The sequence below is a fragment of the Agrobacterium sp. GW821-FHT14E08 genome (assembly GCF_058803865.1).
The window spans coordinates 871,281-890,753 of sequence record NZ_JBXAPJ010000001.1; the positions used below are offsets into that span (position 1 = coordinate 871,281).

The window sequence follows — 19,473 nt, forward strand, 5'->3', positions numbered from 1 at the left end:
CAATGACGAAAATCTGGAACCGCGACGGTTTCGTGGAAAACGATCCCTGGGTGATTGAAACGGAAGAAGTGAAGGCGACAGCCGAGCAGAGGCCCTTGCTGCCGCTTGCCGATTTCCTAGTCCGCGCTGCCGAGAGCAACGATATCGGCCTTGGTGTTCTCATCGCGCCTGCCGACGATGTCACCCGGCTTGAACCTTATCTCGACCGTATCGAGCTTGTTGCCGTGAGCTTCCCGGCCTTCAATGACGGCCGTGGTTTCAGCCATGCTTCGCTGCTGCGCAGCCGTCTTGGCTTTACAGGCGAGGTGAGGGCTGTCGGCGATGTGCTGATCGATCAGGTGCCGCTGATGCTGCGCACGGGCTTTACCAGCTTTGCGGTGACGAACGGCACGGCGATCCGCCGCCTGTCCGAAAATCGCCTGCCGGAAATTCCGGTCTATTACCAGCCGACGGCCAGACAGGCCGCTGGCGGAGAGACCTATAGCTGGCGCCGCCGTGCGGCCGGTTGACGCATGATGCGGGAAATATGAGTTTTTGATACATATTTCCTGCGCACATGGCAGTATTGACATTCTCATGCCTTCAAACCGGAGCAAAAATGGTATAATTGCCCGGTCGGAGAATGTCGCTTATCGAATAAGAATGGACGGAACCTGAAATGAACGCGCCAGCCAAGACGGAAGATTTCGCGATCAAGATACCTGATGGTGTTTACGCCGAGACGGTTTTATCGGTGGAGCACTATACGGACCACCTGTTCCGTTTCCGCATGACGCGTCCGGCCGGTTTCCGTTTCCGCTCCGGCGAATTCGCCATGATCGGCCTGATGGTCGGTGAAAAGCCGATCTATCGCGCCTATTCCATTGCCAGCCCCGCCTGGGATGAGGAACTGGAATTCTTCTCGATCAAGGTTCCGGATGGCCCGCTGACCTCGCATCTTCAGGCGATCAAGCCCGGCGATACCGTGCTGATGCGCAAGAAGCCGACAGGCACGCTGGTTCTGGATGCGCTGACGCCCGGCAGGCGGCTTTACATGTTCTCCACCGGCACCGGCATCGCGCCTTTCGCGAGCCTGATCCGTGACCCGGAGACCTATGAGAAGTTCGAGGAAGTCATCCTCACCCATACCTGCCGCGACGTGGCCGAGCTGAAATACGGCTTCGATCTGGTCGAGGAAATCCGCAACCACGAATTCCTGAACGAGATCGTCGGCGACAAGCTGAAGCATTATGCAACGGTCACCCGCGAGGACTACCCCTTCAAGGGCCGCATCACCACGCTTATCGAGAACGGCAAGCTGTTTGCGGATCTCGGTGTTCCGGCACTCGATCCCGAAATCGATCGCGGCATGATCTGCGGTTCTTCCGCGATGCTCAAGGACACCAAGGAACTGCTTGAAAAGGCGGGGCTCAACGAAGGCGCCAACAACAAGCCAGCCGAGTTCGTGATCGAGCGTGCTTTTGTCGGCTGAGGAAATATCCGTAGAGACGTTTTAAAAGGGGGCCGAAAGGCCTCCTTTTTATTTGGCGGCGACCTCGTCATTCTGCCTTGGCGCGATCTCATTCCTGTAGACAAGGAACAGGGCGATGGCGATGGCCGCAATGCCGCCGCCAACCAGATGTGACAGGGCATAACCGCCTTTCGTCACCAGCCAGCCCGCAACGACATTGCTGAACGAAGCGCCGATACCCTGCACCATCATCACGCTGGCGAGACCGACGTTGAAACGCCCTGTGCCTTTCAGGATTCGCTCCACAGCCACCGGCGTCACAATCCCCAAAAGGCCCGCACCGATACCGTCGAGAAACTGCACGGGGAAAATAACCCAGAAATCCGTGAAGGCGGACGCAAGAAACCCACGGATCGGTAATGCTGCGAGCGCAATGAGAAAGACCGTGGCAAGGCCGAAGCGGCGTATGAGAAAAGGCGCCATGGCAGCCACAAAGATCATGGCAAACTGCGCAACGCCGGTGATGATGGCGGTGGTGCGGAACGGCGTTTGTAATTCGATTGCGAAATCCTGGGCCAGAAGCCGCCCCATCGGCGCATTGCCGAAATGGAAGATGAGCAGGATGACGGCGAGCAGGATCAATCCGCGTTCGTGAAACAGCACATTGATGCCGGAGGGGCCCGGTTCGCCCTTGTCTTCACCCAGACCGCGCGCAACCTTGTGATCGATCCTGTCAGGGTCGATTGCGGCTGCGGCAACGAGTGCTCCCGCCGCTGTCAACAGCATGAGACCGATGACGCCATGCAGGCCGAAGAAGGAAACGGCAACATAGGTGGCGAAGAGCGAGGCAAAGTTGCCGCCGTGGTTCCAGAACTCGTTTCGCGAAATCTGCCGGGAAAACAGGCGTTCGCCCACAAGGCCGAGTGTCAGCCCGGCGAGGGCGGGACCAACCACCGCGCCAACCACTGCGGTCATGATCTGGCCGGTCCAGACAATCCAGACATCGGGAAAGATGAGCGTAATGAGCGCCCCGATGGTCACCAGAACGACAGGCACCGCGATCAGCGTCCGTTTCCACACCGTGCCATCGACAAGGGCGCCGCACAGGGGTGTCGCCAGAAGGCCGACCAGTCCGCCGACCGTCGCAATCAAACCAAGCGAAAGCGATGACCAACCCTTGGTGGCCAGAAAGGCATCCAGAAACGGCCCAAGCCCGTCACGCGCATCGGCAAGAAAGAAGTTCAGCGCCGCCAGCGCAAAGAGCGTGCGGTCGGACAAACCGCTGCGCGGCAGCCCCCCGAAAGGGATATTGGCCTTCGATGCCGAAATGCCGATAGTCGTCATGGAACAAGCTCCGAAATATGCCCGATATTGGCACAGGGTCACCGTGGCTCGCCAAGAACATGCCTGCCGGCATTTGGTTGCATCGACGCGGACGAAACTTTCGCTGCCGTTTTTTCAGTTGCCTGAAAAATGGCATCAGGAACATTTTCGGCGATCCGCGAGTTACCTTTCATCAAATAGTATCGGATGATCGCCATGAAAACGAAGGCAGCCCTGATCTTTTCTTTCGCAAGCCTCATTGCCGCAAGCCCGACGCGCGCAGATGAAAGCGGGTTCCTGTCGTCGCTGGAAGGCACATGGACAGGCAAGGGAACGGTGATCACCCGCATCGGCATGCCGCCGATCAATGTCAATTGCACCTTGAGTTCCGACGCAAAGGCGACGGCGCTGCGCATGTCGGGCACATGCCGTGGCCTTGTCGTGGTAAAGCGCGCGATCGCCGCTGACCTAGCCGCCAGCGGTGCGCGTTACAGCGGCACCTATACCGGTCCCTCCGGCCGTCCTTCGGCATTGGCCGGCAACCGTCAGGGAAATGCAATCAATCTCACGGTCCGCTGGAACCGTGAAATCAACGGCGACCGCGTCGCGGCCATGACCATTGAAAAAGTCGGTGACAATGGCCTGCGGCTGCGCACGACCGACAAGGACGGCAAGACCGGTAAGACGGTGGTGACGAGCGACATCCGGCTGGTGCGCTGATTGCTTTCGGCTCGCTGCTGGCGAGAGTCTGACACTGAGTTCAGATTTTCAGCTGAACTCAAGAAGCAGCGGGCAATGGTCCGAGACTTCCGGCTGCATCACGACATGGAAGTGATCGACCTTCACGGCGGGATTGACCAGCATGTAGTCCGCATAACGATTTTGTTTCGTGTAGTGCGATGTCCGCGTGTCGGTAAAGCCGCGTGTCGTAACGAGCTCGACAAGGTCCAGCGTCTTCAGCACGGCGAATGTCTCACTATCAGGCAGAACATTAAAATCGCCACAGACGATGACCCGGTCGCCATCCTCGGCGATGTTTCTGACGAGCTGGACGAGTCGTTCTGCCTGCGCCAGACGGGCAGGTGTATCCTGTTTGCCATCGAGTTCCCGCAGGCCATGCATATGGGCGATGACGACCGGTTTACGGGTCGTGAAATCAAAGACACGAATGGCATGACCGGTGCGCGAGCGAGGATGATCGCCATATCCGTCCGCGGAAAAGGCGCCATGCACGAAACCCTGCGCCTGCGCGACGATGGCAATGGATTTGCGCACGAAGGTCGCCAGCCCCCACTGGGAAGGATACCGCATCTCACCATCCCACAGATCGCCCTGCGCTGCCGGGCAGAACACCGCCAGATGATCGGGCAGGGACTTTGCGACATCCTGCAGGAAATTCGCCCTCTGCAGCAGGTCAATACCGTGATCACGATAGATCAGCCACTCCTGCGTGGCCGCCGGAGTATGAATGACTTCCTGGAGACACAGAATATCGGGATCGGACGCGGCAATATAGGAAACGAGCTCGTCATGGAGCTTTCCGCCCCAACCGTTCAGGCAGATCAGACGCATTCACACTCCATCGCCGCTGGTTTGCATGGTCCGGTTTAACATGGATCGACGGGCGATCAATCGTGTCAGCGCGGTTCCGGGAACGTTTCCGTCGCAGCAACGAAAAAAGGCCCGGATCTGTCCGGGCCTTTTTATTATTCGAAACGAGTGCCTTATTCGGCGGCTTCGGCATAAGCCTCCATCGGCGGGCAGGTGCAGATGAGGTTGCGGTCGCCATAGACATTGTCGATGCGGTTGACCGGCGACCAGTATTTGTCGATGCGGAAGGCGCCAGGCGGGAAGCAGCCCTTTTCGCGGCTATAGGGACGATCCCATTCGCCGACGAGGTCTTCCACCGTATGCGGCGCGTTCTTCAGCGGGTTGTTGGTCTTGTCCGCACGACCTTCCTCGATGTCGCGGGCTTCCTCACGGATCGCCAGCATGGCATCGCAGAAACGGTCGATTTCCGCCTTGGTTTCGGATTCCGTCGGCTCGATCATCAGCGTGCCGGCAACCGGCCAGCTCATGGTCGGCGCATGGAAACCGCAGTCGATGAGGCGTTTTGCGACATCGTCCACCGTCACGCCGCAGCTGTCAGCCAGCGGGCGGGTATCGATGATGCATTCATGCGCCACACGTCCCGTTTCGGACTTGTAGAGCACGTCATAAGCGCCCTTCAGCCGTTCGGCGATGTAATTGGCATTGAGGATCGCCACCTTGGTCGCCTGCGTCAGCCCTTCGCCGCCCATCATCAGGCAATAGCTCCAGGAAATCGGCAGGATCGACGGCGAACCAAACGGGGCAGCAGACACCGCACCCTCACGGCCGTCCGTCGCCGGATGGCCGGGAAGGTAAGGAGCAAGATGCGCCTTGACACCGATCGGACCCATACCGGGGCCACCGCCGCCATGCGGAATGCAGAAGGTCTTGTGCAGGTTGAGATGCGAAACGTCGGAACCGATATCGCCGGGACGGGCAAGGCCGACCATGGCGTTCATGTTGGCGCCGTCGAGATAGACCTGTCCACCATGCTTGTGGGTGATCTCGCAGATCTCGCGAACCGTCTCCTCGAACACGCCGTGGGTGGACGGGTAAGTGATCATGCAGCACGAGAGGTTTTCCATATACTGCTCTGCTTTTGCTCGGAAATCATCGATATCGATGTCGCCGTTATCCCGCACTTTCACCGGCACCACCTTCATGCCGACCATCTGCGCCGAGGCAGGGTTGGTGCCATGCGCGGAAGTCGGAATGAGGCAGACGTCACGATGTGTGTCGCCATTGGCGAGGTGATAGTTGCGGATGGTCAGAAGTCCGGCATATTCCCCCTGCGCGCCGGAATTCGGCTGCATGGAGAAGGCGTCGTAACCGGTGACCGAGCACAGCTTTTCGGAGAGATCGTCGATCATCTCCTTGTAACCGAGCGCCTGATCTGCCGGCACGAAGGGGTGGATGTCGGAAAATTCCGGCCAGGTGATCGGCAGCATTTCCGCTGTCGCATTCAGTTTCATGGTGCAGGAACCGAGCGGGATCATCGAGCGGTCGAGCGCCAGATCGCGGTCCGAAAGGCGGCGGATGTAACGGGTCATCTCGCTTTCGGCACGGTTCATGTGGAAGATCGGATGCGTCATATACTGGCTGGTGCGCAGCAATTCCTTCGGCAGGCGATATTCCGGCTCAAAATCCGAGATCGAGAAATTGCCGCCGAAAGCACGCCAGACGGCCTCAAGCGTTGCCGGGCGCGTACGCTCGTCAAGGCTCATGCCGATCTTGGTCGCGCCGACCTTGCGCAGGTTCACGCCTTCCGCCACGGCCGAACGCAGGATGACGCCCTGCATATGGCCGACTTCAACGGTGATGGTGTCAAAGAAGGTTTCCGGCTCGATGGTGTAGCCGAGCTTTTCCAGCCCCTTGGCCATCAGCACCGCCTTCTGGTGGGTCTGCTGGGCAATGGCCTTGATACCCTGCGGGCCATGGAAGACGCCATACATGGAGGCCATGACGGCGAGCAGCACCTGCGCGGTGCAGATGTTCGACGTCGCCTTTTCGCGGCGGATATGCTGCTCGCGGGTCTGCAGCGACAGGCGATAGGCGCGGTTGCCGCGCGCATCGACCGAAACGCCGACCAGACGGCCGGGCATGGAACGCTTATGCGCATCCTTGACGGCCATGTAGGCCGCATGCGGACCGCCGTAACCAACCGGAACGCCGAAGCGCTGCGAGGTACCGATGGCGATGTCGGCTCCCATTTCGCCGGGAGATTTCAGGAGCGTCAGCGCCAGAAGATCGGCGGCGACGGCGGCAATCGCGCCCGTCTGGTGCAGGCGGGAAATCAGACCGGAGAAATCGCTGACATGGCCATGCGTGCCCGGATACTGGAAGATCGCGCCGAACACATCGACCGGATCGAGATCGGTAAAGGGGTTGCCGACAATCACCTTCCAGCCGAGCGGGGCCGCACGGGTCTCGATCAGCGCGATGGTCTGCGGATGGCAATTGGCGTCAACGAAGAAGGCGGTCGCCTTGGATTTCGCGACGCGCTGGCACATCGCCATGGCTTCGGCAGCCGCCGTCGCTTCATCGAGCAGCGATGCGTTGGCAACATCGAGACCGGTCAGATCGCAGACCATGGTCTGGTAGTTCAGCAGCGCCTCAAGACGGCCCTGGCTGATTTCCGGCTGGTAGGGCGTATAGGCCGTATACCAGGCCGGGTTCTCCAGAATATTGCGCTGGATGACCGGCGGCGTGATGGTGCCATAATAGCCCTGGCCGATCAGCGAGGTCAGAACCTGGTTCTTGTTGGCCGTTTCACGAAGACGGTCGAGCGCCTCGCGTTCGGTCAACGCGGCACCCCAGGTCAGCGGCACCTTCTGGCGGATGGAAGAGGGAACGGTGGCGTCGATCAGGGCGTCGAGGCTCTTATAGCCAACGACCTTCAGCATCTCGGCCATTTCCGACGGCGACGGCCCGATATGACGCCGGTTGGCGAAATCATAGGGCTGATAGTCGGTGAAATGGAATTCGGTGGGCGTCGTCATTACGCGATCAGCTCCTTGTAGGCTGCCTCGTCAAGCAGCGTATCGGCATCTGCGGCGTTGGAAAGCTTGAGCTTGAAGAACCAGCCGGCGCCCTGCGGGTCGGAATTGACCAGCGAAGGATCGTCGACGATGGCCTGGTTGATTTCCACCACTTCGCCATCCAGCGGACAATAGACGTCGGAAGCCGCCTTGACGGATTCAACGGTCGCCGCGTCGCCATCCTTGGAGAAGGTGGCGCCCACTTCCGGCAATTCGACGAAAACGAGATCGCCAAGCTGTTCAGCGGCGTGGCTGGTGATGCCAACGGTGGCGATATCGCCTTCGAACTTCAGCCATTCGTGTTCTGCGGTAAATTTCAGCATCGTATTCTCTCCGGAGATGGGATGAAGATTATCGTTTATAGGTGGGTTTGATGAAGGGCAGGGCGGCGACGGTGACGGGCAGATATTTGCCGCGCACTTCCGCAAAGACAGCCGTGCCGGGAGCAGCGTGGGAAACAGGCACGTAACCCATGGCGACGGGACCTTCGACCGAAGGACCGAAACCGCCCGAGGTCACTTCACCGATCTCTGTCTTGCCTTCGGCATCCGCAAACAGCTTCGAATGGCCGCGCACCGGCGCCTTGCCTTCCGGCTTCAGGCCGACGCGGCGGCGCGATGTGCCATCTTTCAGTTCGCCGAGAATGCGCTCTGCGCCGGGAAAACCGCCCTCGCGGTCGCCACCGGCGCGGCGCGCTTTCTGGATCGCCCATTCGAGCGAGGCTTCGATGGGGGAGGTTGTCGTGTCGATATCGTTGCCATAAAGACAAAGGCCAGCTTCCAGACGCAGGCTGTCACGCGCACCAAGTCCGATCGGATCGCAATCGGGATGTTCGAGCAGGGCTTTGGCAATCTCCTCGGCCTTGTCGGCGGGTACGGAGATTTCAAAGCCGTCTTCACCGGAATAACCGGAACGGGAGACGATGCAGGGCACGTCATGCAGCGGCACTTCCTGCACATCCATGAATTTCATTTCCGAGACGCCGGCCCAGAGTTCAGCCAGAACGGCCTCAGCGCGCGGTCCCTGAAGCGCGATGAGCGCCCGGTCATCGAGAAGGGTGATCTCGCAGCTGTCTGAAAGATGCGCCTTCATATGGGCGACGTCGGCATCCTTGCAGGCAGCGTTGACGACGACAAACAGGTGATCGCCGCGATTGGTGATCATCAGGTCATCGAGAATGCCGCCATTTTCATCGGTGAAGAAACCGTAACGTTGGCGGCCTTCCTTCAGGCCGAGAATATCCACCGGCACCAGCTTTTCCAGCGCGAGTGCGGCATCTTCATTTCTGCCGGACTTCGCCTTCAGGATCACCTGACCCATATGCGACACGTCGAACAGACCGGCGGAGGTGCGGGTCTGAAGATGTTCCTTCAGAACACCGGCCGGATATTGCACCGGCATGTCATAACCGGCGAAAGGCACCATGCGGGCGCCAAGCGATAGATGCAGGGAATTGAGCGGCGTGATTTGAAGCTCGGCGGTATCGTCCAAGGACGCCTCCAGGGTTGCGCGAAAGATCGCGCGGGCTCAGGTCATGACGCTAAAAACGCGCCGGGTTCAAGAGCCCCCTCTGTCCTTGTCGCCTGAGATTGTTATCCCTTCGGCGAGCCGTCCTAATGAAAGGTGGCTTCTCTCCAGAGTTCCGTCGTCACCGCTGGTCCTTTTGCCTGAGAGTTTCCGGGGCGGTTGCTCCTTCGGCACCGCAGTGAAGCGGCTTCTCCCAACGATGATGCGACGCTCATTATCTTCGAAGACCCGTTATTGGCAAGGACCAAATGACGCATCTGAACAGATTCTTGCTCCATCTGCGCCATCGTCGGCGTAAGATGCAGTCAATAGCCTGAGTGCCGGACAATATCAGTCGGATTTTTTCTCCGGCAAACCCTTGCGTTTTGTCGATGCCAATTCATCAAGTTCCTTTTCTGTCATGGACTTCTCCATGCTTTTTGAAGCACCTTGTAAACTGGATTTCTTGATGTCGCCGCGTTTAGCGGCCAGCGCCGCGCCCGCCGCTTTCTGCTGGGCTTTCGATTTGGCCGGCATGTCGGATACTCCTTCCGCAACAGTTTATCGGAGGGAAAATGCCGCGCTCCGACGATTGTTCCGGTTCAGAGCCTGGGGCTGCGGCAAATTTCCCCTTTGAAATCGGTGAGAAAGAAAGGTATCGCCAGAATATGGACGCAAATCGAAAGCGACGGCTGACAGGGATGGAGAAAATGCTTCGCATTTTCTGCGCGACCTTGATGTTGTCGCTCGGCTTTGCCCACAAGCCCGTACTTGCCGCTGCCTCGCAAGTCGTGCTTGATGAGAGTTACCGGCTGCCGGATGGCACCTTTGCAGAGATTTGCCTCGGCCACGGCGGCGGGGTGAATGCCTCGCACGCCAAAGACGGTCCGACCCATTCCAGCGATGCGATCCTGTTTTGCGAGGCCTGCCTGCTGGCCTCGTCCATTCTCCTGCCCGTGCCCGATGCGGACGGCTGGCTGAGGACCGAATTCGCCTGGCTCGACAATCGTTTATCCGCGGAGTGGAGTTTCCGCTCGGTCCTGACGATCCTTAAACAGGCTGCGCGCGGCCCGCCATTGCTGTCCGCCTGATCTCTTCGTTTCACAGGATCATCGCCGCCGGCTGGCGGCACGCAATGGCTGCACTGCCCGTGGGGCGCAGTCGCAAGGACAAGACACAATGAAAACCACCAGGATCATCACCTGCACCCTGTTTGCCGCTTCGGTCTCCAGCGTCCAGGCATTTGCCCATACCAGCTTCGTTGACGCTTCGGCCGAACAGGAAAGCACCGTCGTCGCCGCTCTTCAGGTGCCGCATGGCTGCGAAGGCGGTCTTGCCACGACCGAAGTTCAGGTCAAGCTGCCGGAAGGTTTCATTTCCGCCAAGCCGCAGCCCAAGGCCGGCTGGGAACTGGAAATCATCAAGGGCGACTATCAGAAGGCCTACAAGAACCACGGCCAGGAGATCAAAAGCGGCCCGGTCGAGATTCGCTGGAAAGGCGGCAACCTGCCGGACGAGTTCTACGACACCTTTGCGATACAGGGAAAAATCTCCGGTATAGAGGCAGGGCAGGACCTGCCCTTCAAGGTCACGCAGCTTTGCGGCGACAAGGGCAAGGTTTCCTGGGACGAGGTGGCAGCGGCGGGCGTCGATCCGCATTCGCTGAAAAACCCGGCCCCGGCCATCCGCGTTACTGCCAAGACCCATGCCGGCGGGCATGACCATTCCGCCATGGCCATGGATATGGATGTAGTGAAGGCTGGCAGCCTTGAGGTTTCCGGCGCCACGACCAAGGCCATGCTGCCGGGCCAGCCCGTCGGCGGCGGTTATGTGACGATCAAGAATGCCGGTGATAGCGATGACAAGCTGATCGGCGTCGAATCCGCCGCCGCTGGTCGCGCTGAAATTCATGAAATGGCCATGGTCAACGACGTCATGAAAATGCGCAAGCTGGATGACGGCATCGTCATTCCCGCCGGCCAGACGGTGGAATTGAAGTCGGGCGGCCTGCACATGATGTTCTTCAACGTGAAGAAGCCCTTTGCCGAAGGTGACAAGGTGCCGGTGACGCTGATCTTCGAAAAAGCCGGCAAGGTCGAAATCGTGCTGTCCGCAGGCTCGGCCAAGGGTGACGAACACCAGCATAATTGATGGCTGAAAAAAAACGGCTACCGGAACGCGTGACATGTCCGGTAGCCGCAAGCTTTTTCGGTTATTTCCTTGCTTTCAGCGCCGTGACGGAAAAGGCGTGATGGCCATCGCCTCCGTGATTTTTCCGGCATTCGATGGGTGATATCTAGAAAATCAGCCTGACATCAGCCTGAATGGGAAGGCCGAATTTAAATCGGCCAAACCTAAACTGTAAAATTAGAATATTAACACATCTATTTGATATAAATTTATTTTTTATGATCTGAAGGAGAGTTGTTTTCCTCATAGGCCTCCACGGCCTGATCGAGCGTTGTCTGCGGTTCGTGACGCTGGCTGGCATTGGTCAGGAAATAAAGGGTAAGTGCGGGCGGCTTGATGGCCGTCATCAGGGCTCTGAGTTGAAAGTCGTCTCCGTTTTCCGCCTTGCGCGCCAGTTCATGAATGGCCTCTTCGACCTCGCTCCTGCGCGGCACGCGCGGCGACGGCTTCACCGCCTCCAGTGCATAGGCGGCCGTATTTGCTGAAACGGAAAGAACCTGTGTCATCCAACCTCCGGCCATCTTCGCCGACCCGTAAAAACAGGAGACTAACACCGCCGTCTTGTTGGAAGGCTAAATCGCGGACCTGCAATTTAATCGTATTTTAATGGACGAAAGCGCGGGGTAGTGGACTTTCGCGCGGGATTGCCATGGTCTAGAAATGCCTCGGACAGATCGTCCGGCAATTTCCTCCGGAGACATAATCCCCATGATCAATATCGCCCTTGTCGCCACAGGCGGCGCAATCGGTTCCGTGTTTCGTTATCTGGTCGGTGTCTGGAGCATGCGATTGGCTGGTCCGAATTTTCCCTGGGGAACATTGGCCGTCAACGTGGTTGGGTCCTTCCTGATCGGTTTACTGGTCGAGCTTGTGGCGCGCCGGCTGAACGCCTCGATGGAAATGCGCCTGTTTCTCGTTACCGGCGTGCTCGGCGGATTCACCACCTTTTCGTCCTTCTCGCTCGATGCGGTTGCACTGTTTGAGCGCGGCGCACTCGGTCTTTCAGCCGTTTACGTCATTGCAAGTCTTGTGGTTTCCATCGCTGCGGTTTTTGCCGGGCTGGCCTTGGGCCGCAGTTTGTTCTAAAGGCTTGGTTCAAACGGCGCGCCAGAGATATGGGCGTGCGATCAAGACAGAGAGACTGGAAATTTCATGGCAGGTATCGAGCATATCAAGGTCGAGGCCGACGAGGCCGGTATGCGGCTCGATCGCTGGTTCAAGATTCACTATCCGGGCCTAGGTTTCGGGCAATTGCAGAAGCTGCTGCGCTCCGGACAGGTGCGCGTGGATGGCGGCCGTGTAAAAACCGATGCGAGGGTGCAGCCGGGGCAGATGGTTCGCGTACCGCCGGTCGATTCCGACCTCAAGGTCAAGAGCGGCCCGATCGGATCAAGGGACCTCAAGCATTCGGAAGATACCGAGCTTCTGGCCCGTATGCTGCTGCATGAGGACGACAAGGTTTTTGTTTTCAACAAGCCGGCCGGCATTGCCGTGCAGGGCGGTTCCGGCGTCAACCGTCATATTGACGGGCTCCTCGAAGCATGGACCAACCAGAAGGGCGAAAAGCCGCGTCTGGTCCACCGCCTCGACCGCGATACGTCTGGCGTGCTGGTCGTCGCCCGCACCCGTGGCGCTGCCCAGAAACTGACCGCCGCCTTCCGCGAGCGCGATACCAAGAAGACCTATTGGGCGCTGGTCAAGGGCGTGCCGCGCAAGCATCAGGACAAGATTTCCACCTGGCTCGTCAAGGAACAGACGGCCGATGGTGACCGCATGCGCATCGCCAAGCATGGCGAGGAGGGGGCCGACCACGCCATTTCCTATTACCGTGTCATCGATACCGCCGCGCAGAACCTTGCCTGGCTGGAAATGGAACCCTATACCGGCCGCACCCACCAGCTTCGCGTCCATGCACTGCATATGGGACACCCGATCATCGGCGATCCCAAATATTACATCGATGATCCAAACTGGGATTTTCCGGGCGGCATCCAGAAACGCCTGCATCTCCACGCGCGCCATATCGACATTCCGCATCCGAATGGCGGCCGGCTTCGGGTCAGCGCACCCCTGCCGCCGCATATGGTCCAGACCTGGAACCTGCTCGGCCTCGACGTGGCCGATGGCGACAGGGAAGGCTGACAGCCCATGAAACTCGTTCTTTTCGATTGCGACGGCACGCTGGTGGATAGCGCCGGCCTCATCCATGCCGTCATGTCCGATACATTCGCCGATTTCGGAAAACCGCGTCCGGATATCTCGCAGACCAAGGCCATTATCGGCCTGACGCTGGATATCGCCATCGCCCGCATGCTCGACAAGCCGCATGTGGATGACGAGGCGCTGGCGATGACGCAGCGCTATAAGGAAATCTATCATCCGGTCCGCGCCCGCCCGGGAATGATCGAGCCGCTTTTCGATGGCGTTGCGGCGCTGATCGACGAGTTGGCGAAACGCGACGATGTCCTGATCGGCGCCGTCACCGGCAAAGGTCGTCGCGGGCTGACCCATATTCTCGAAACGCATGGCTTTGCCGACCATTTCATCGTGTCGCGCACGGCGGATGATTGCCCCTCCAAGCCGCATCCGGCCATGGTGATGGAATGCTGCCATGAAACCGGCATGGTTCCGGCCGACACTGTCGTTATCGGCGATGCGATCTACGACATGCAGATGGCCAAGGCTGCGGGCGCGAAAGCAATCGGCGTCGCCTGGGGGTATGCCTCGGTCGACGATCTCTGGAAGGCGGGCGCCGATGCGGTCGTCAGCCACCCGCGCGAAATATCGGCCTATGTTCCGGCCGATATTCTTGAATAATCTTTTTATCCGACTGACGAGGACGTGCCATGCGTGATCTCCTGAATGACCTTTCGGAGGGCCTGAGCCATCCCGATCCGATCCTGCGCGCGCAGATCCAGATGCAGAAACCTCTGCCGAAGCGGTTCTACAAGGATGTCACCGTCGGTGAGACGGAAGAGGGCGGCTTTACCATCCTTCTCGATGGCAAGCCGCTGCGCACCCCCGCCAAGAAGCCGCTGACCGTCCCGACACGTGCGCTGGCGGAACTGCTTCGCGATGAATGGGATGCCCAGAAAGAAGTGGTCAATCCGGTGGTCATGCCCGTCTCTCGGCATGTGAACACGGCCATTGATGGCGTTGCCAACGATACCCAGGCGGTTTTTGAAGACATACTTCGTTTTTCCTCTTCCGATCTCCTCTGCTATCGCGCCGGCGATCCGCAAGCGCTGGTCGCGCGGCAGACGGACCATTGGGATCCAGTTCTGGACTGGGCGGCCAATGTGCTGGGAGCGCGCTTCATTCTCGTTGAAGGCGTGATGCATCAGGACCAGCCGCGCGAAGCCATCGCGGCCTTTGCGGTAACGCTGAAGAAATACGATACGCCGATTGCGCTTGCCGCTCTTCACACCATGACGTCGCTGACCGGCTCCGCCATTTTGGCCCTTGCACTGGCGGAAGCGGAGCTGACGCTGGAGGAAGCCTGGGCGCTTGCCCATCTGGACGAGGACTGGACGGCCGAGCAATGGGGCGAGGACGAGGAGGCGCTGGAGCGCCGCGCCGTCAGGCTTGTCGATATGCGCGCCGCACTCAATGTTCTGGAGTCCCTGAAGAGCGCGCCTTAACGCTTTTCTAACCCTGATGGTCGAATATGCGGTTACCTCACGTTAGGGGAGCCGCTGATCATGATCACCACGCTGAAACGCCTTGGCATTCTTGTGCTGGCGTGTTTCACGCTCATGTCTTTCAGGCTGGAACCGGAAGCGACCAATACCGACCGGCTGCTTTACGATGTGCGCGGCGCATTCGTCGCCGCACGCCCGGATGTCGCTCCGGCGCTGATGCAGTCCATTCATGCGCAGGTGCAGAATGCGATCAAGACGACGGCACGCGGCGAAATCAGACCACGCGTGGTACTGACCATTCGCCTCGCATCCGTCACACGCGGTCCCTTTCTTTTCGGTGAAAGGGCGTCAGCCAGGGTCATCGTCCGCGCCGCCGCCGTCGCGACGGGAGAGGTGATCGCAGAGGCCAAATTCACCGCCACCGTCGTCAGCTTCGACAATCAGTCGATAGAGCAGGAACTTGCCTATGGCGTCGCCGAACGCGTGATCCGCGAGTTCAGGCTCAGCCGCCCCGGCCCGACAACGCTTGCGACGGCTCTATTTCCATAAGCAGGACACAAAGGCGAGGGCGTGACGACTATTCGTCCGCACTTCAGCTTCAAAAATATCTCAAGCTTCAATCAGGCGCATCTTCGGTGCCCTTAATTTCGCATACGTCGCGTATATGGAATTGACATGCGGCGCGTATGTGACTATTTGACATACGTAACGTATGTAAATGGGCGTCCGAAGCATCTTTTAAAAAGAGCAACGCTTTTCGCGTCCATGACCACTCAGCCATAAGAGAGATGCACAATGACCGCACGCGAAGCAATTTTCCCCGCTAACAGGCATGCGCTTTACGAGGAGCATGGCTATTCCGCAGCGATCCGATCCGGTGACCTTCTTTTCGTTTCCGGTCAGGTCGGCAGCCGTGCCGATGGAACGCCTGAACCCGATTTTGAACGTCAGGTCCGGCTGGCCTTTGAAAACCTCAAGGCCACGCTTGTGGCGGCGGGCTGCACCTTCGATGATATTGTGGATGTGACGACGTTCCACACGGATCCGGAAAACCAGTTCGGAACGATCATGACCGTCAAGCAGGAGATTTTCAGCCAAAAGCCTTACCCGAACTGGACGGCCGTCGGCGTCAACTGGCTTGCCGGCTTCGATTTCGAGATCAAGGTCATTGCCCGCATCCCGTAATGTCAGGTTAAATCTGCAGCGGCCGCGCTTACAGGGCGCCGCCGGCCTGCTTCTCCATCCTTATCCCAGCCGCTCCGCATGCCACTTCAAATGGTCATCCATGAAGGTGGAAATGAAATAATAGGAGTGGTCGTAGCGCTCATGCATGCGCAGCGTCAGGCCGATATCCGTGCCCTTGACCGCTTCTTCGAACAGCCAGGGGCGCAGGCCCTTTTCAAGAAAACTATCGGCCTTGCCCTGATCGATCAGGAACTCGGGAAAACGCGCGCCGTCCTCGACCAGCGCACAGGCGTCGTATTGACGCCATGCGGCCTTATCCGCACCGAGATATTTTTCCAGCGCCGGCTCGGACCAGTCGGCCGAAGAGGGAGCCACGATCGGTGCAAAGGCGGAGCAGCTCTTGAAACGCTCGGGGTTCTTGAGCGCAATGGTCATCGCGCCATGGCCGCCCATCGAATGGCCGAAAATGCCCTGGCGGCTCATATCCGCACGGAAATGCTGGCCGATGAGGGCAGGCAGTTCTTCCGTCACATAGCTGTACATCCGGTAGTGCTCGGACCAGGGCTCCTCTGTGGCATCGAGATAAAATCCGGCGCCCTTACCCATCTGCCAGTTGGTCAGCTCGTCCGGCACATCATTGCCACGCGGGCTGGTATCCGGGCAGACGACGATCAGCCCGAGTTCGGAGGCCATGCGGCGATATTCGCCTTTTTCCATGACATTGGCATGGGTGCAGGTGAGGCCGGAAAGATACCACAGGACAGGGCAGGGCTCGTGGATCGCCTTCGGCGGCACATAAACCGCAAAGCTCATCTCAGATTTCAGGGTTTCCGATGTGTGCGAAAATACGCCCTGCATGCCGCCAAAGGCCGTATTTTGCGAAATAATGTTCATGAAGCCATTCCTTGTGAAATTTCCCGGTTCAGCCCGCAAGCGAGACGGCTGCATTGACCGCCGCCGCCACCAGAACCGTATTGAAGAAGAAAGAAACGATGGAGTGCAGCAGCGTGACCTTGCGCATGGCGGTCGTGGTTATCCCCACATCCGACGTCTGCGCCGTCATGCCGATCACCACGGCAAAATAGAGAAAGTCGTAACCGCAGGGTTCCTTCGTGCCCGGAAAATCCATGCCGCCCCGATGCTGGCGTTTGCCGTCCACCATAGCGGGCCGCCAGTAAAGATGGGCGTAATGCAGGGCGGTCATGGTGTGGATGGTCAGCCAGCCGAAGATCACCGAGGCGAAGGCGATGAGCAGCGCCCAGACTGTTTCGCCCGTATGGTTGAGGGCCTGAAACAGCGATACCACCGCGACGGCAACGGCAAGCAGCGTGACGGCGATGATGGCGACCGCAGGCAGATCGTCGCTATCGGCATGGGCCTTCAGATGCTGCGCCGTCAGGCCCGACAGGCGAAAGGCAATCAGGGTGAGATAGGTCAGGAAAAACAGAACGGCCGCGATCTCGATCGCCAGTGGCGGCGCAAAAACCAGCGCCAGGCCAAGGCTCACGGCACCGACCAAAAAAGCAATGACGAAAGGTTGATGGCGGCGATAGCTGTTGCTTTTCATATTGGCCGGGGTCATGGGCGGCACCTTTCTGTTGGCGCCGTCATTTTTTGACACGGCGGCAGAAGCGGTCAAGCGTCTCCAGAAAGGCGGAGCGGTCACGCGGTGAAAAAGCCGCATTATATCCTTTGCTTTCACCGGTTTCACGCAGATGCGCGCCAAGATCGCGCATCGCCGTCGCCATCCCGATATTCGACTGGTCAAAAACGCGACCCGTCGGCCCGGTCACCAACGCACCCTTGGCGACGCAGCGCCCGGCCAGCGGCACATCGGCGGTGATGACGATATCGTTCTCACCGGCATGATCGGCGATCCAGTCATCCGCCGCGTCGAAACCGGCGGATACGATGACGTTTTTCACCATGGGATCGCGGGACGGGCGCAGACCGGAATTGGCAACAAAGGTCACTTCCAGCCCATGCCGCTCCGCCACCTTGAGAATCTCCGGCTTCACGGGGCAGGCATCGGCATCGACATAGATTTGCGGGTTTTGCGGCATGGACACTCTTTTCGGATAATTCCTGCCACGCTTCTAAGCGCAAACGCCGCGATTACCAACCCCGCCATTGCTGAAATGCGGGTTCGATGCCGGGCAGGGACCGCACTTGCGACCACCCCAAAAATCGCCTATGTTCACTTTATGTTCTTATCCCGAAAGGTTTCCCATGCTGGAAGAGTTCATCGTGCAGGCCAAGTCCGCCACTTATGTCGGCGGCGGCAACAAATCCGCTACGCCCACGCGCAAGGGATCGCACGATCTCGGTTATCAGAGCGGCGACTGGCACTATATCGACAGCTATTTCGGGGGAACCGATTTCATCGGCCAGGAGGTCGTCTGGCATGAGGGGACGGCGGTGTGGGCGATGAGTTATTACGGCCGCATCCTCCGGCCAGACATGATCGATGGCGCCACGGCTGGCATGGTCATTCAGCGGTCGCTTTCCACGCTCTATCGGGAGGGCCGGTTCCTTGGCGGTTTCACCAACCCGGTGGAAAATCTGGTCTATGTCGATACGAATGAAGGCGAATTCCGGTCCTTCACCGGCATCGAGCGCATTTACCGGGGCCATGTCGAAACGTACCGGCTTGACTATCATGGCGGGATCATAAAGCCATAACGCACAGAAAATGCCATTGACGGGATTTGTAATGGCAAATGGCGACACTCTATTTTTCAAGGCGACACTCTATTTCGACAGCGAACCCACGATCTCTGATTCAACGCTGACAGAAGCGTGGGGCGAGGAGGGATATGAATGTGAGCGGCTGAGCGAAAAGGGCGTGTTTGACGGCCTGCGCGGTTCGACCAGGGTCTTTGTCGGCACTCCCGAGCCGGTCGCAGTGGCACCGGTTGCGCCGGCCCAATATCCGGCAGTCGCAGAGGCCGGGGTTGACTGGTCAAAGACCTTTTGCGTTGACGCCAAGGCGGCATATGACGATTTCAGCCGCGCGAAACATCAGTGCGAGTTCAGATTCCTCATCATGGCGGATGAGGACGATCCTGAAATCGCCCATAACGAGATTGCCTCAGCCCTGCTCGGCATTCATCAGGTCGCTCCCATGCAGGCCGTTGCATTGCATTATCTCGACATGATCGTCGGCCACGCCAATCTCGATGACTATCTGAATTATGCAAACAGCCATCTGGACCAACCGCAGCAAATGGCAACGATGCTGGCCTTCGGAACCTTCGTGATGGAGGAGGGGGAAAAGATCAGGGCCTGGACAACGGGTCTGGAACATTTCGGCCAGACGAATCTGCTTTTCGAGACCCCGGCCGGAGATGCGACGGAAGCGCTTCTCACGCTATTCGGCCTCGGGCATCTCGTCGTCAACGGGCGACGCTTCGCTGCCGGCGAAGCCATAACATCTTTCGACCTTCTTGCGCGTTTTACGCCCGCCGAACTCGATGCCCGGCCCATGCTGCGCGTCGTCAGGCAGGACGCCGGCTAGAGCCTGCTGTCATACCTAAGGGAGAATGGGACG

At 58.9% G+C, this 19,473-nt stretch carries 23 protein-coding genes and 1 riboswitch; of the genes, 13 read left to right on the forward strand and 10 right to left on the reverse strand.

Going from position 1 to position 19,473, the window contains the following annotated elements:
- Nucleotides 1–2 precede the first annotated feature (2 nt).
- Both AC1ROR_RS04235 and AC1ROR_RS04240 read left to right on the forward strand, forming a co-directional pair.
- Complete coding sequence (locus tag AC1ROR_RS04235; protein WP_142171950.1) at nucleotides 3–509, forward strand: DUF934 domain-containing protein; 507 nt, start codon at nucleotides 3–5, stop codon at nucleotides 507–509.
- A 149-nt stretch (nucleotides 510–658) separates the two neighbouring features.
- Nucleotides 659–1,471, forward strand: coding sequence for a ferredoxin--NADP reductase (locus AC1ROR_RS04240; protein ID WP_035217416.1), 813 nt, complete (start codon nucleotides 659–661; stop codon nucleotides 1,469–1,471).
- Between the two features lie 48 nt (nucleotides 1,472–1,519).
- Here AC1ROR_RS04240 and AC1ROR_RS04245 read toward each other — a convergent pair whose 3' ends face one another.
- Nucleotides 1,520–2,794 carry an MFS transporter gene (locus AC1ROR_RS04245; RefSeq protein WP_498588666.1) on the reverse strand — a complete coding sequence of 425 codons (1,275 nt, stop codon included), beginning with the start codon at nucleotides 2,792–2,794 and terminating at the stop codon, nucleotides 1,520–1,522.
- A gap of 195 nt (nucleotides 2,795–2,989) precedes the next feature.
- Here AC1ROR_RS04245 and AC1ROR_RS04250 point away from each other — a divergent pair, with 195 nt between their 5' ends.
- Nucleotides 2,990–3,493 carry a hypothetical protein gene (locus tag AC1ROR_RS04250; protein ID WP_498588667.1) on the forward strand — a complete coding sequence of 168 codons (504 nt, stop codon included), beginning with the start codon at nucleotides 2,990–2,992 and terminating at the stop codon, nucleotides 3,491–3,493.
- Between the two features lie 48 nt (nucleotides 3,494–3,541).
- Here the strand turns inward: AC1ROR_RS04250 and AC1ROR_RS04255 are convergent, their stop codons facing one another.
- The 5 genes from AC1ROR_RS04255 to AC1ROR_RS04275 all read right to left on the reverse strand — a co-directional run bounded on the left by AC1ROR_RS04255 (nucleotide 3,542) and on the right by AC1ROR_RS04275 (nucleotide 9,444).
- Nucleotides 3,542–4,345: an endonuclease/exonuclease/phosphatase family protein gene (locus AC1ROR_RS04255; RefSeq protein WP_035217414.1), complete on the reverse strand. Its 804-nt coding sequence runs from the start codon at nucleotides 4,343–4,345 to the stop codon at nucleotides 3,542–3,544.
- 152 nt (nucleotides 4,346–4,497) lie between these two features.
- Nucleotides 4,498–7,362, reverse strand: coding sequence for an aminomethyl-transferring glycine dehydrogenase (gcvP, locus tag AC1ROR_RS04260; protein WP_498588668.1), 2,865 nt, complete (start codon nucleotides 7,360–7,362; stop codon nucleotides 4,498–4,500).
- Nucleotides 7,362–7,724 (reverse strand): glycine cleavage system protein GcvH, encoded by a 363-nt coding sequence (gene gcvH, locus AC1ROR_RS04265; protein WP_003502678.1) that lies wholly within the window; start codon nucleotides 7,722–7,724, stop codon nucleotides 7,362–7,364. Before gcvH ends, gcvP begins: the two co-directional genes overlap by 1 nt.
- A gap of 28 nt (nucleotides 7,725–7,752) precedes the next feature.
- On the reverse strand, nucleotides 7,753–8,892 hold the full coding sequence (gene gcvT / locus AC1ROR_RS04270; RefSeq protein WP_498588669.1) for a glycine cleavage system aminomethyltransferase GcvT: 1,140 nt from the start codon (nucleotides 8,890–8,892) through the stop codon (nucleotides 7,753–7,755).
- Between the two features lie 154 nt (nucleotides 8,893–9,046).
- Nucleotides 9,047–9,134: riboswitch (glycine riboswitch) on the reverse strand.
- A gap of 124 nt (nucleotides 9,135–9,258) precedes the next feature.
- Nucleotides 9,259–9,444: a DUF3008 family protein gene (locus AC1ROR_RS04275; protein WP_035217408.1), complete on the reverse strand. Its 186-nt coding sequence runs from the start codon at nucleotides 9,442–9,444 to the stop codon at nucleotides 9,259–9,261.
- A 173-nt stretch (nucleotides 9,445–9,617) separates the two neighbouring features.
- Between AC1ROR_RS04275 and AC1ROR_RS04280 the strand changes: the two genes are divergently transcribed.
- Nucleotides 9,618–9,998, forward strand: a complete 381-nt coding sequence (locus tag AC1ROR_RS04280) for a hypothetical protein (RefSeq protein WP_498588670.1) — start codon at nucleotides 9,618–9,620, stop codon at nucleotides 9,996–9,998.
- 88 nt (nucleotides 9,999–10,086) lie between these two features.
- A complete protein-coding gene (locus AC1ROR_RS04285) occupies nucleotides 10,087–11,058 on the forward strand; it encodes a copper chaperone PCu(A)C domain-containing protein (protein ID WP_498588671.1) in 972 nt (323 codons plus the stop codon).
- A 248-nt stretch (nucleotides 11,059–11,306) separates the two neighbouring features.
- Here the strand turns inward: AC1ROR_RS04285 and AC1ROR_RS04290 are convergent, their stop codons facing one another.
- On the reverse strand, nucleotides 11,307–11,603 hold the full coding sequence (locus AC1ROR_RS04290) for a hypothetical protein (protein WP_498588672.1): 297 nt from the start codon (nucleotides 11,601–11,603) through the stop codon (nucleotides 11,307–11,309).
- 202 nt (nucleotides 11,604–11,805) lie between these two features.
- Here AC1ROR_RS04290 and crcB point away from each other — a divergent pair, with 202 nt between their 5' ends.
- From crcB to AC1ROR_RS04320, 6 genes are all read left to right on the forward strand, one after another.
- Entirely contained in the window at nucleotides 11,806–12,183 is a 378-nt protein-coding gene (gene crcB, locus AC1ROR_RS04295; protein ID WP_035217397.1) for a fluoride efflux transporter CrcB, read from the forward strand.
- A 66-nt stretch (nucleotides 12,184–12,249) separates the two neighbouring features.
- Complete coding sequence (locus AC1ROR_RS04300; protein ID WP_035217394.1) at nucleotides 12,250–13,239, forward strand: RluA family pseudouridine synthase; 990 nt, start codon at nucleotides 12,250–12,252, stop codon at nucleotides 13,237–13,239.
- Nucleotides 13,240–13,245: 6 nt separating this feature from the next.
- Nucleotides 13,246–13,914 carry an HAD family hydrolase gene (locus AC1ROR_RS04305; protein WP_498588673.1) on the forward strand — a complete coding sequence of 223 codons (669 nt, stop codon included), beginning with the start codon at nucleotides 13,246–13,248 and terminating at the stop codon, nucleotides 13,912–13,914.
- Between the two features lie 29 nt (nucleotides 13,915–13,943).
- Nucleotides 13,944–14,738, forward strand: a complete 795-nt coding sequence (locus AC1ROR_RS04310; protein WP_498588674.1) for an ATP12 family chaperone protein — start codon at nucleotides 13,944–13,946, stop codon at nucleotides 14,736–14,738.
- A 60-nt stretch (nucleotides 14,739–14,798) separates the two neighbouring features.
- Nucleotides 14,799–15,287 (forward strand): hypothetical protein, encoded by a 489-nt coding sequence (locus AC1ROR_RS04315; protein ID WP_498588675.1) that lies wholly within the window; start codon nucleotides 14,799–14,801, stop codon nucleotides 15,285–15,287.
- 246 nt (nucleotides 15,288–15,533) lie between these two features.
- Entirely contained in the window at nucleotides 15,534–15,923 is a 390-nt protein-coding gene (locus AC1ROR_RS04320) for a RidA family protein (protein WP_498588676.1), read from the forward strand.
- 60 nt (nucleotides 15,924–15,983) lie between these two features.
- Here the strand turns inward: AC1ROR_RS04320 and fghA are convergent, their stop codons facing one another.
- Genes fghA through AC1ROR_RS04335 form a run of 3 tightly spaced genes read right to left on the reverse strand, consistent with a single transcriptional unit; the run spans nucleotide 15,984 to nucleotide 17,986 of the window.
- Nucleotides 15,984–16,817: an S-formylglutathione hydrolase gene (gene fghA, locus AC1ROR_RS04325; RefSeq protein WP_142845492.1), complete on the reverse strand. Its 834-nt coding sequence runs from the start codon at nucleotides 16,815–16,817 to the stop codon at nucleotides 15,984–15,986.
- 28 nt (nucleotides 16,818–16,845) lie between these two features.
- Nucleotides 16,846–17,505 carry a DUF1345 domain-containing protein gene (locus AC1ROR_RS04330; protein WP_448739950.1) on the reverse strand — a complete coding sequence of 220 codons (660 nt, stop codon included), beginning with the start codon at nucleotides 17,503–17,505 and terminating at the stop codon, nucleotides 16,846–16,848.
- 25 nt (nucleotides 17,506–17,530) lie between these two features.
- Nucleotides 17,531–17,986, reverse strand: a complete 456-nt coding sequence (locus AC1ROR_RS04335) for a YaiI/YqxD family protein (protein ID WP_003502698.1) — start codon at nucleotides 17,984–17,986, stop codon at nucleotides 17,531–17,533.
- Nucleotides 17,987–18,152: 166 nt separating this feature from the next.
- On the opposite strand from AC1ROR_RS04335, the gene AC1ROR_RS04340 reads away from it, so the two are divergent.
- Together AC1ROR_RS04340 and AC1ROR_RS04345 are read left to right on the forward strand one after the other, a co-directional pair.
- Nucleotides 18,153–18,605 (forward strand): DUF5680 domain-containing protein, encoded by a 453-nt coding sequence (locus tag AC1ROR_RS04340; protein ID WP_498588677.1) that lies wholly within the window; start codon nucleotides 18,153–18,155, stop codon nucleotides 18,603–18,605.
- 31 nt (nucleotides 18,606–18,636) lie between these two features.
- Nucleotides 18,637–19,440, forward strand: coding sequence for a hypothetical protein (locus AC1ROR_RS04345; protein WP_498588678.1), 804 nt, complete (start codon nucleotides 18,637–18,639; stop codon nucleotides 19,438–19,440).
- The last annotated feature ends 33 nt before the right edge of the window (nucleotides 19,441–19,473 follow it).

Excerpts from the sequence above, each read along its gene's own strand:
- AC1ROR_RS04275 (WP_035217408.1), bottom strand. The coding sequence starts at position 9,444 with ATGCCGGCCAAATCGAAAGCCCAGCAGAAAGCGGCGGGCGCGGCGCTG.
- AC1ROR_RS04250 (WP_498588667.1), top strand. The coding sequence starts at position 2,990 with ATGAAAACGAAGGCAGCCCTGATCTTTTCTTTCGCAAGCCTCATTGCC.
- fghA (WP_142845492.1), bottom strand. The coding sequence starts at position 16,817 with ATGAACATTATTTCGCAAAATACGGCCTTTGGCGGCATGCAGGGCGTA.
- AC1ROR_RS04300 (WP_035217394.1), top strand. The coding sequence starts at position 12,250 with ATGGCAGGTATCGAGCATATCAAGGTCGAGGCCGACGAGGCCGGTATG.
- gcvP (WP_498588668.1), bottom strand. The coding sequence starts at position 7,362 with ATGACGACGCCCACCGAATTCCATTTCACCGACTATCAGCCCTATGAT.
- AC1ROR_RS04285 (WP_498588671.1), top strand. The coding sequence starts at position 10,087 with ATGAAAACCACCAGGATCATCACCTGCACCCTGTTTGCCGCTTCGGTC.
- AC1ROR_RS04245 (WP_498588666.1), bottom strand. The coding sequence starts at position 2,794 with ATGACGACTATCGGCATTTCGGCATCGAAGGCCAATATCCCTTTCGGG.
- AC1ROR_RS04305 (WP_498588673.1), top strand. The coding sequence starts at position 13,246 with ATGAAACTCGTTCTTTTCGATTGCGACGGCACGCTGGTGGATAGCGCC.
- AC1ROR_RS04320 (WP_498588676.1), top strand. The coding sequence starts at position 15,534 with ATGACCGCACGCGAAGCAATTTTCCCCGCTAACAGGCATGCGCTTTAC.
- AC1ROR_RS04335 (WP_003502698.1), bottom strand. The coding sequence starts at position 17,986 with ATGCCGCAAAACCCGCAAATCTATGTCGATGCCGATGCCTGCCCCGTG.
- crcB (WP_035217397.1), top strand. The coding sequence starts at position 11,806 with ATGATCAATATCGCCCTTGTCGCCACAGGCGGCGCAATCGGTTCCGTG.
- AC1ROR_RS04340 (WP_498588677.1), top strand. The coding sequence starts at position 18,153 with ATGCTGGAAGAGTTCATCGTGCAGGCCAAGTCCGCCACTTATGTCGGC.
- AC1ROR_RS04255 (WP_035217414.1), bottom strand. The coding sequence starts at position 4,345 with ATGCGTCTGATCTGCCTGAACGGTTGGGGCGGAAAGCTCCATGACGAG.
- gcvH (WP_003502678.1), bottom strand. The coding sequence starts at position 7,724 with ATGCTGAAATTTACCGCAGAACACGAATGGCTGAAGTTCGAAGGCGAT.
- AC1ROR_RS04235 (WP_142171950.1), top strand. The coding sequence starts at position 3 with ATGACGAAAATCTGGAACCGCGACGGTTTCGTGGAAAACGATCCCTGG.
- AC1ROR_RS04310 (WP_498588674.1), top strand. The coding sequence starts at position 13,944 with ATGCGTGATCTCCTGAATGACCTTTCGGAGGGCCTGAGCCATCCCGAT.
- AC1ROR_RS04240 (WP_035217416.1), top strand. The coding sequence starts at position 659 with ATGAACGCGCCAGCCAAGACGGAAGATTTCGCGATCAAGATACCTGAT.
- AC1ROR_RS04330 (WP_448739950.1), bottom strand. The coding sequence starts at position 17,505 with ATGACCCCGGCCAATATGAAAAGCAACAGCTATCGCCGCCATCAACCT.
- AC1ROR_RS04290 (WP_498588672.1), bottom strand. The coding sequence starts at position 11,603 with ATGACACAGGTTCTTTCCGTTTCAGCAAATACGGCCGCCTATGCACTG.
- AC1ROR_RS04345 (WP_498588678.1), top strand. The coding sequence starts at position 18,637 with ATGGCAAATGGCGACACTCTATTTTTCAAGGCGACACTCTATTTCGAC.
- AC1ROR_RS04280 (WP_498588670.1), top strand. The coding sequence starts at position 9,618 with ATGCTTCGCATTTTCTGCGCGACCTTGATGTTGTCGCTCGGCTTTGCC.
- AC1ROR_RS04315 (WP_498588675.1), top strand. The coding sequence starts at position 14,799 with ATGATCACCACGCTGAAACGCCTTGGCATTCTTGTGCTGGCGTGTTTC.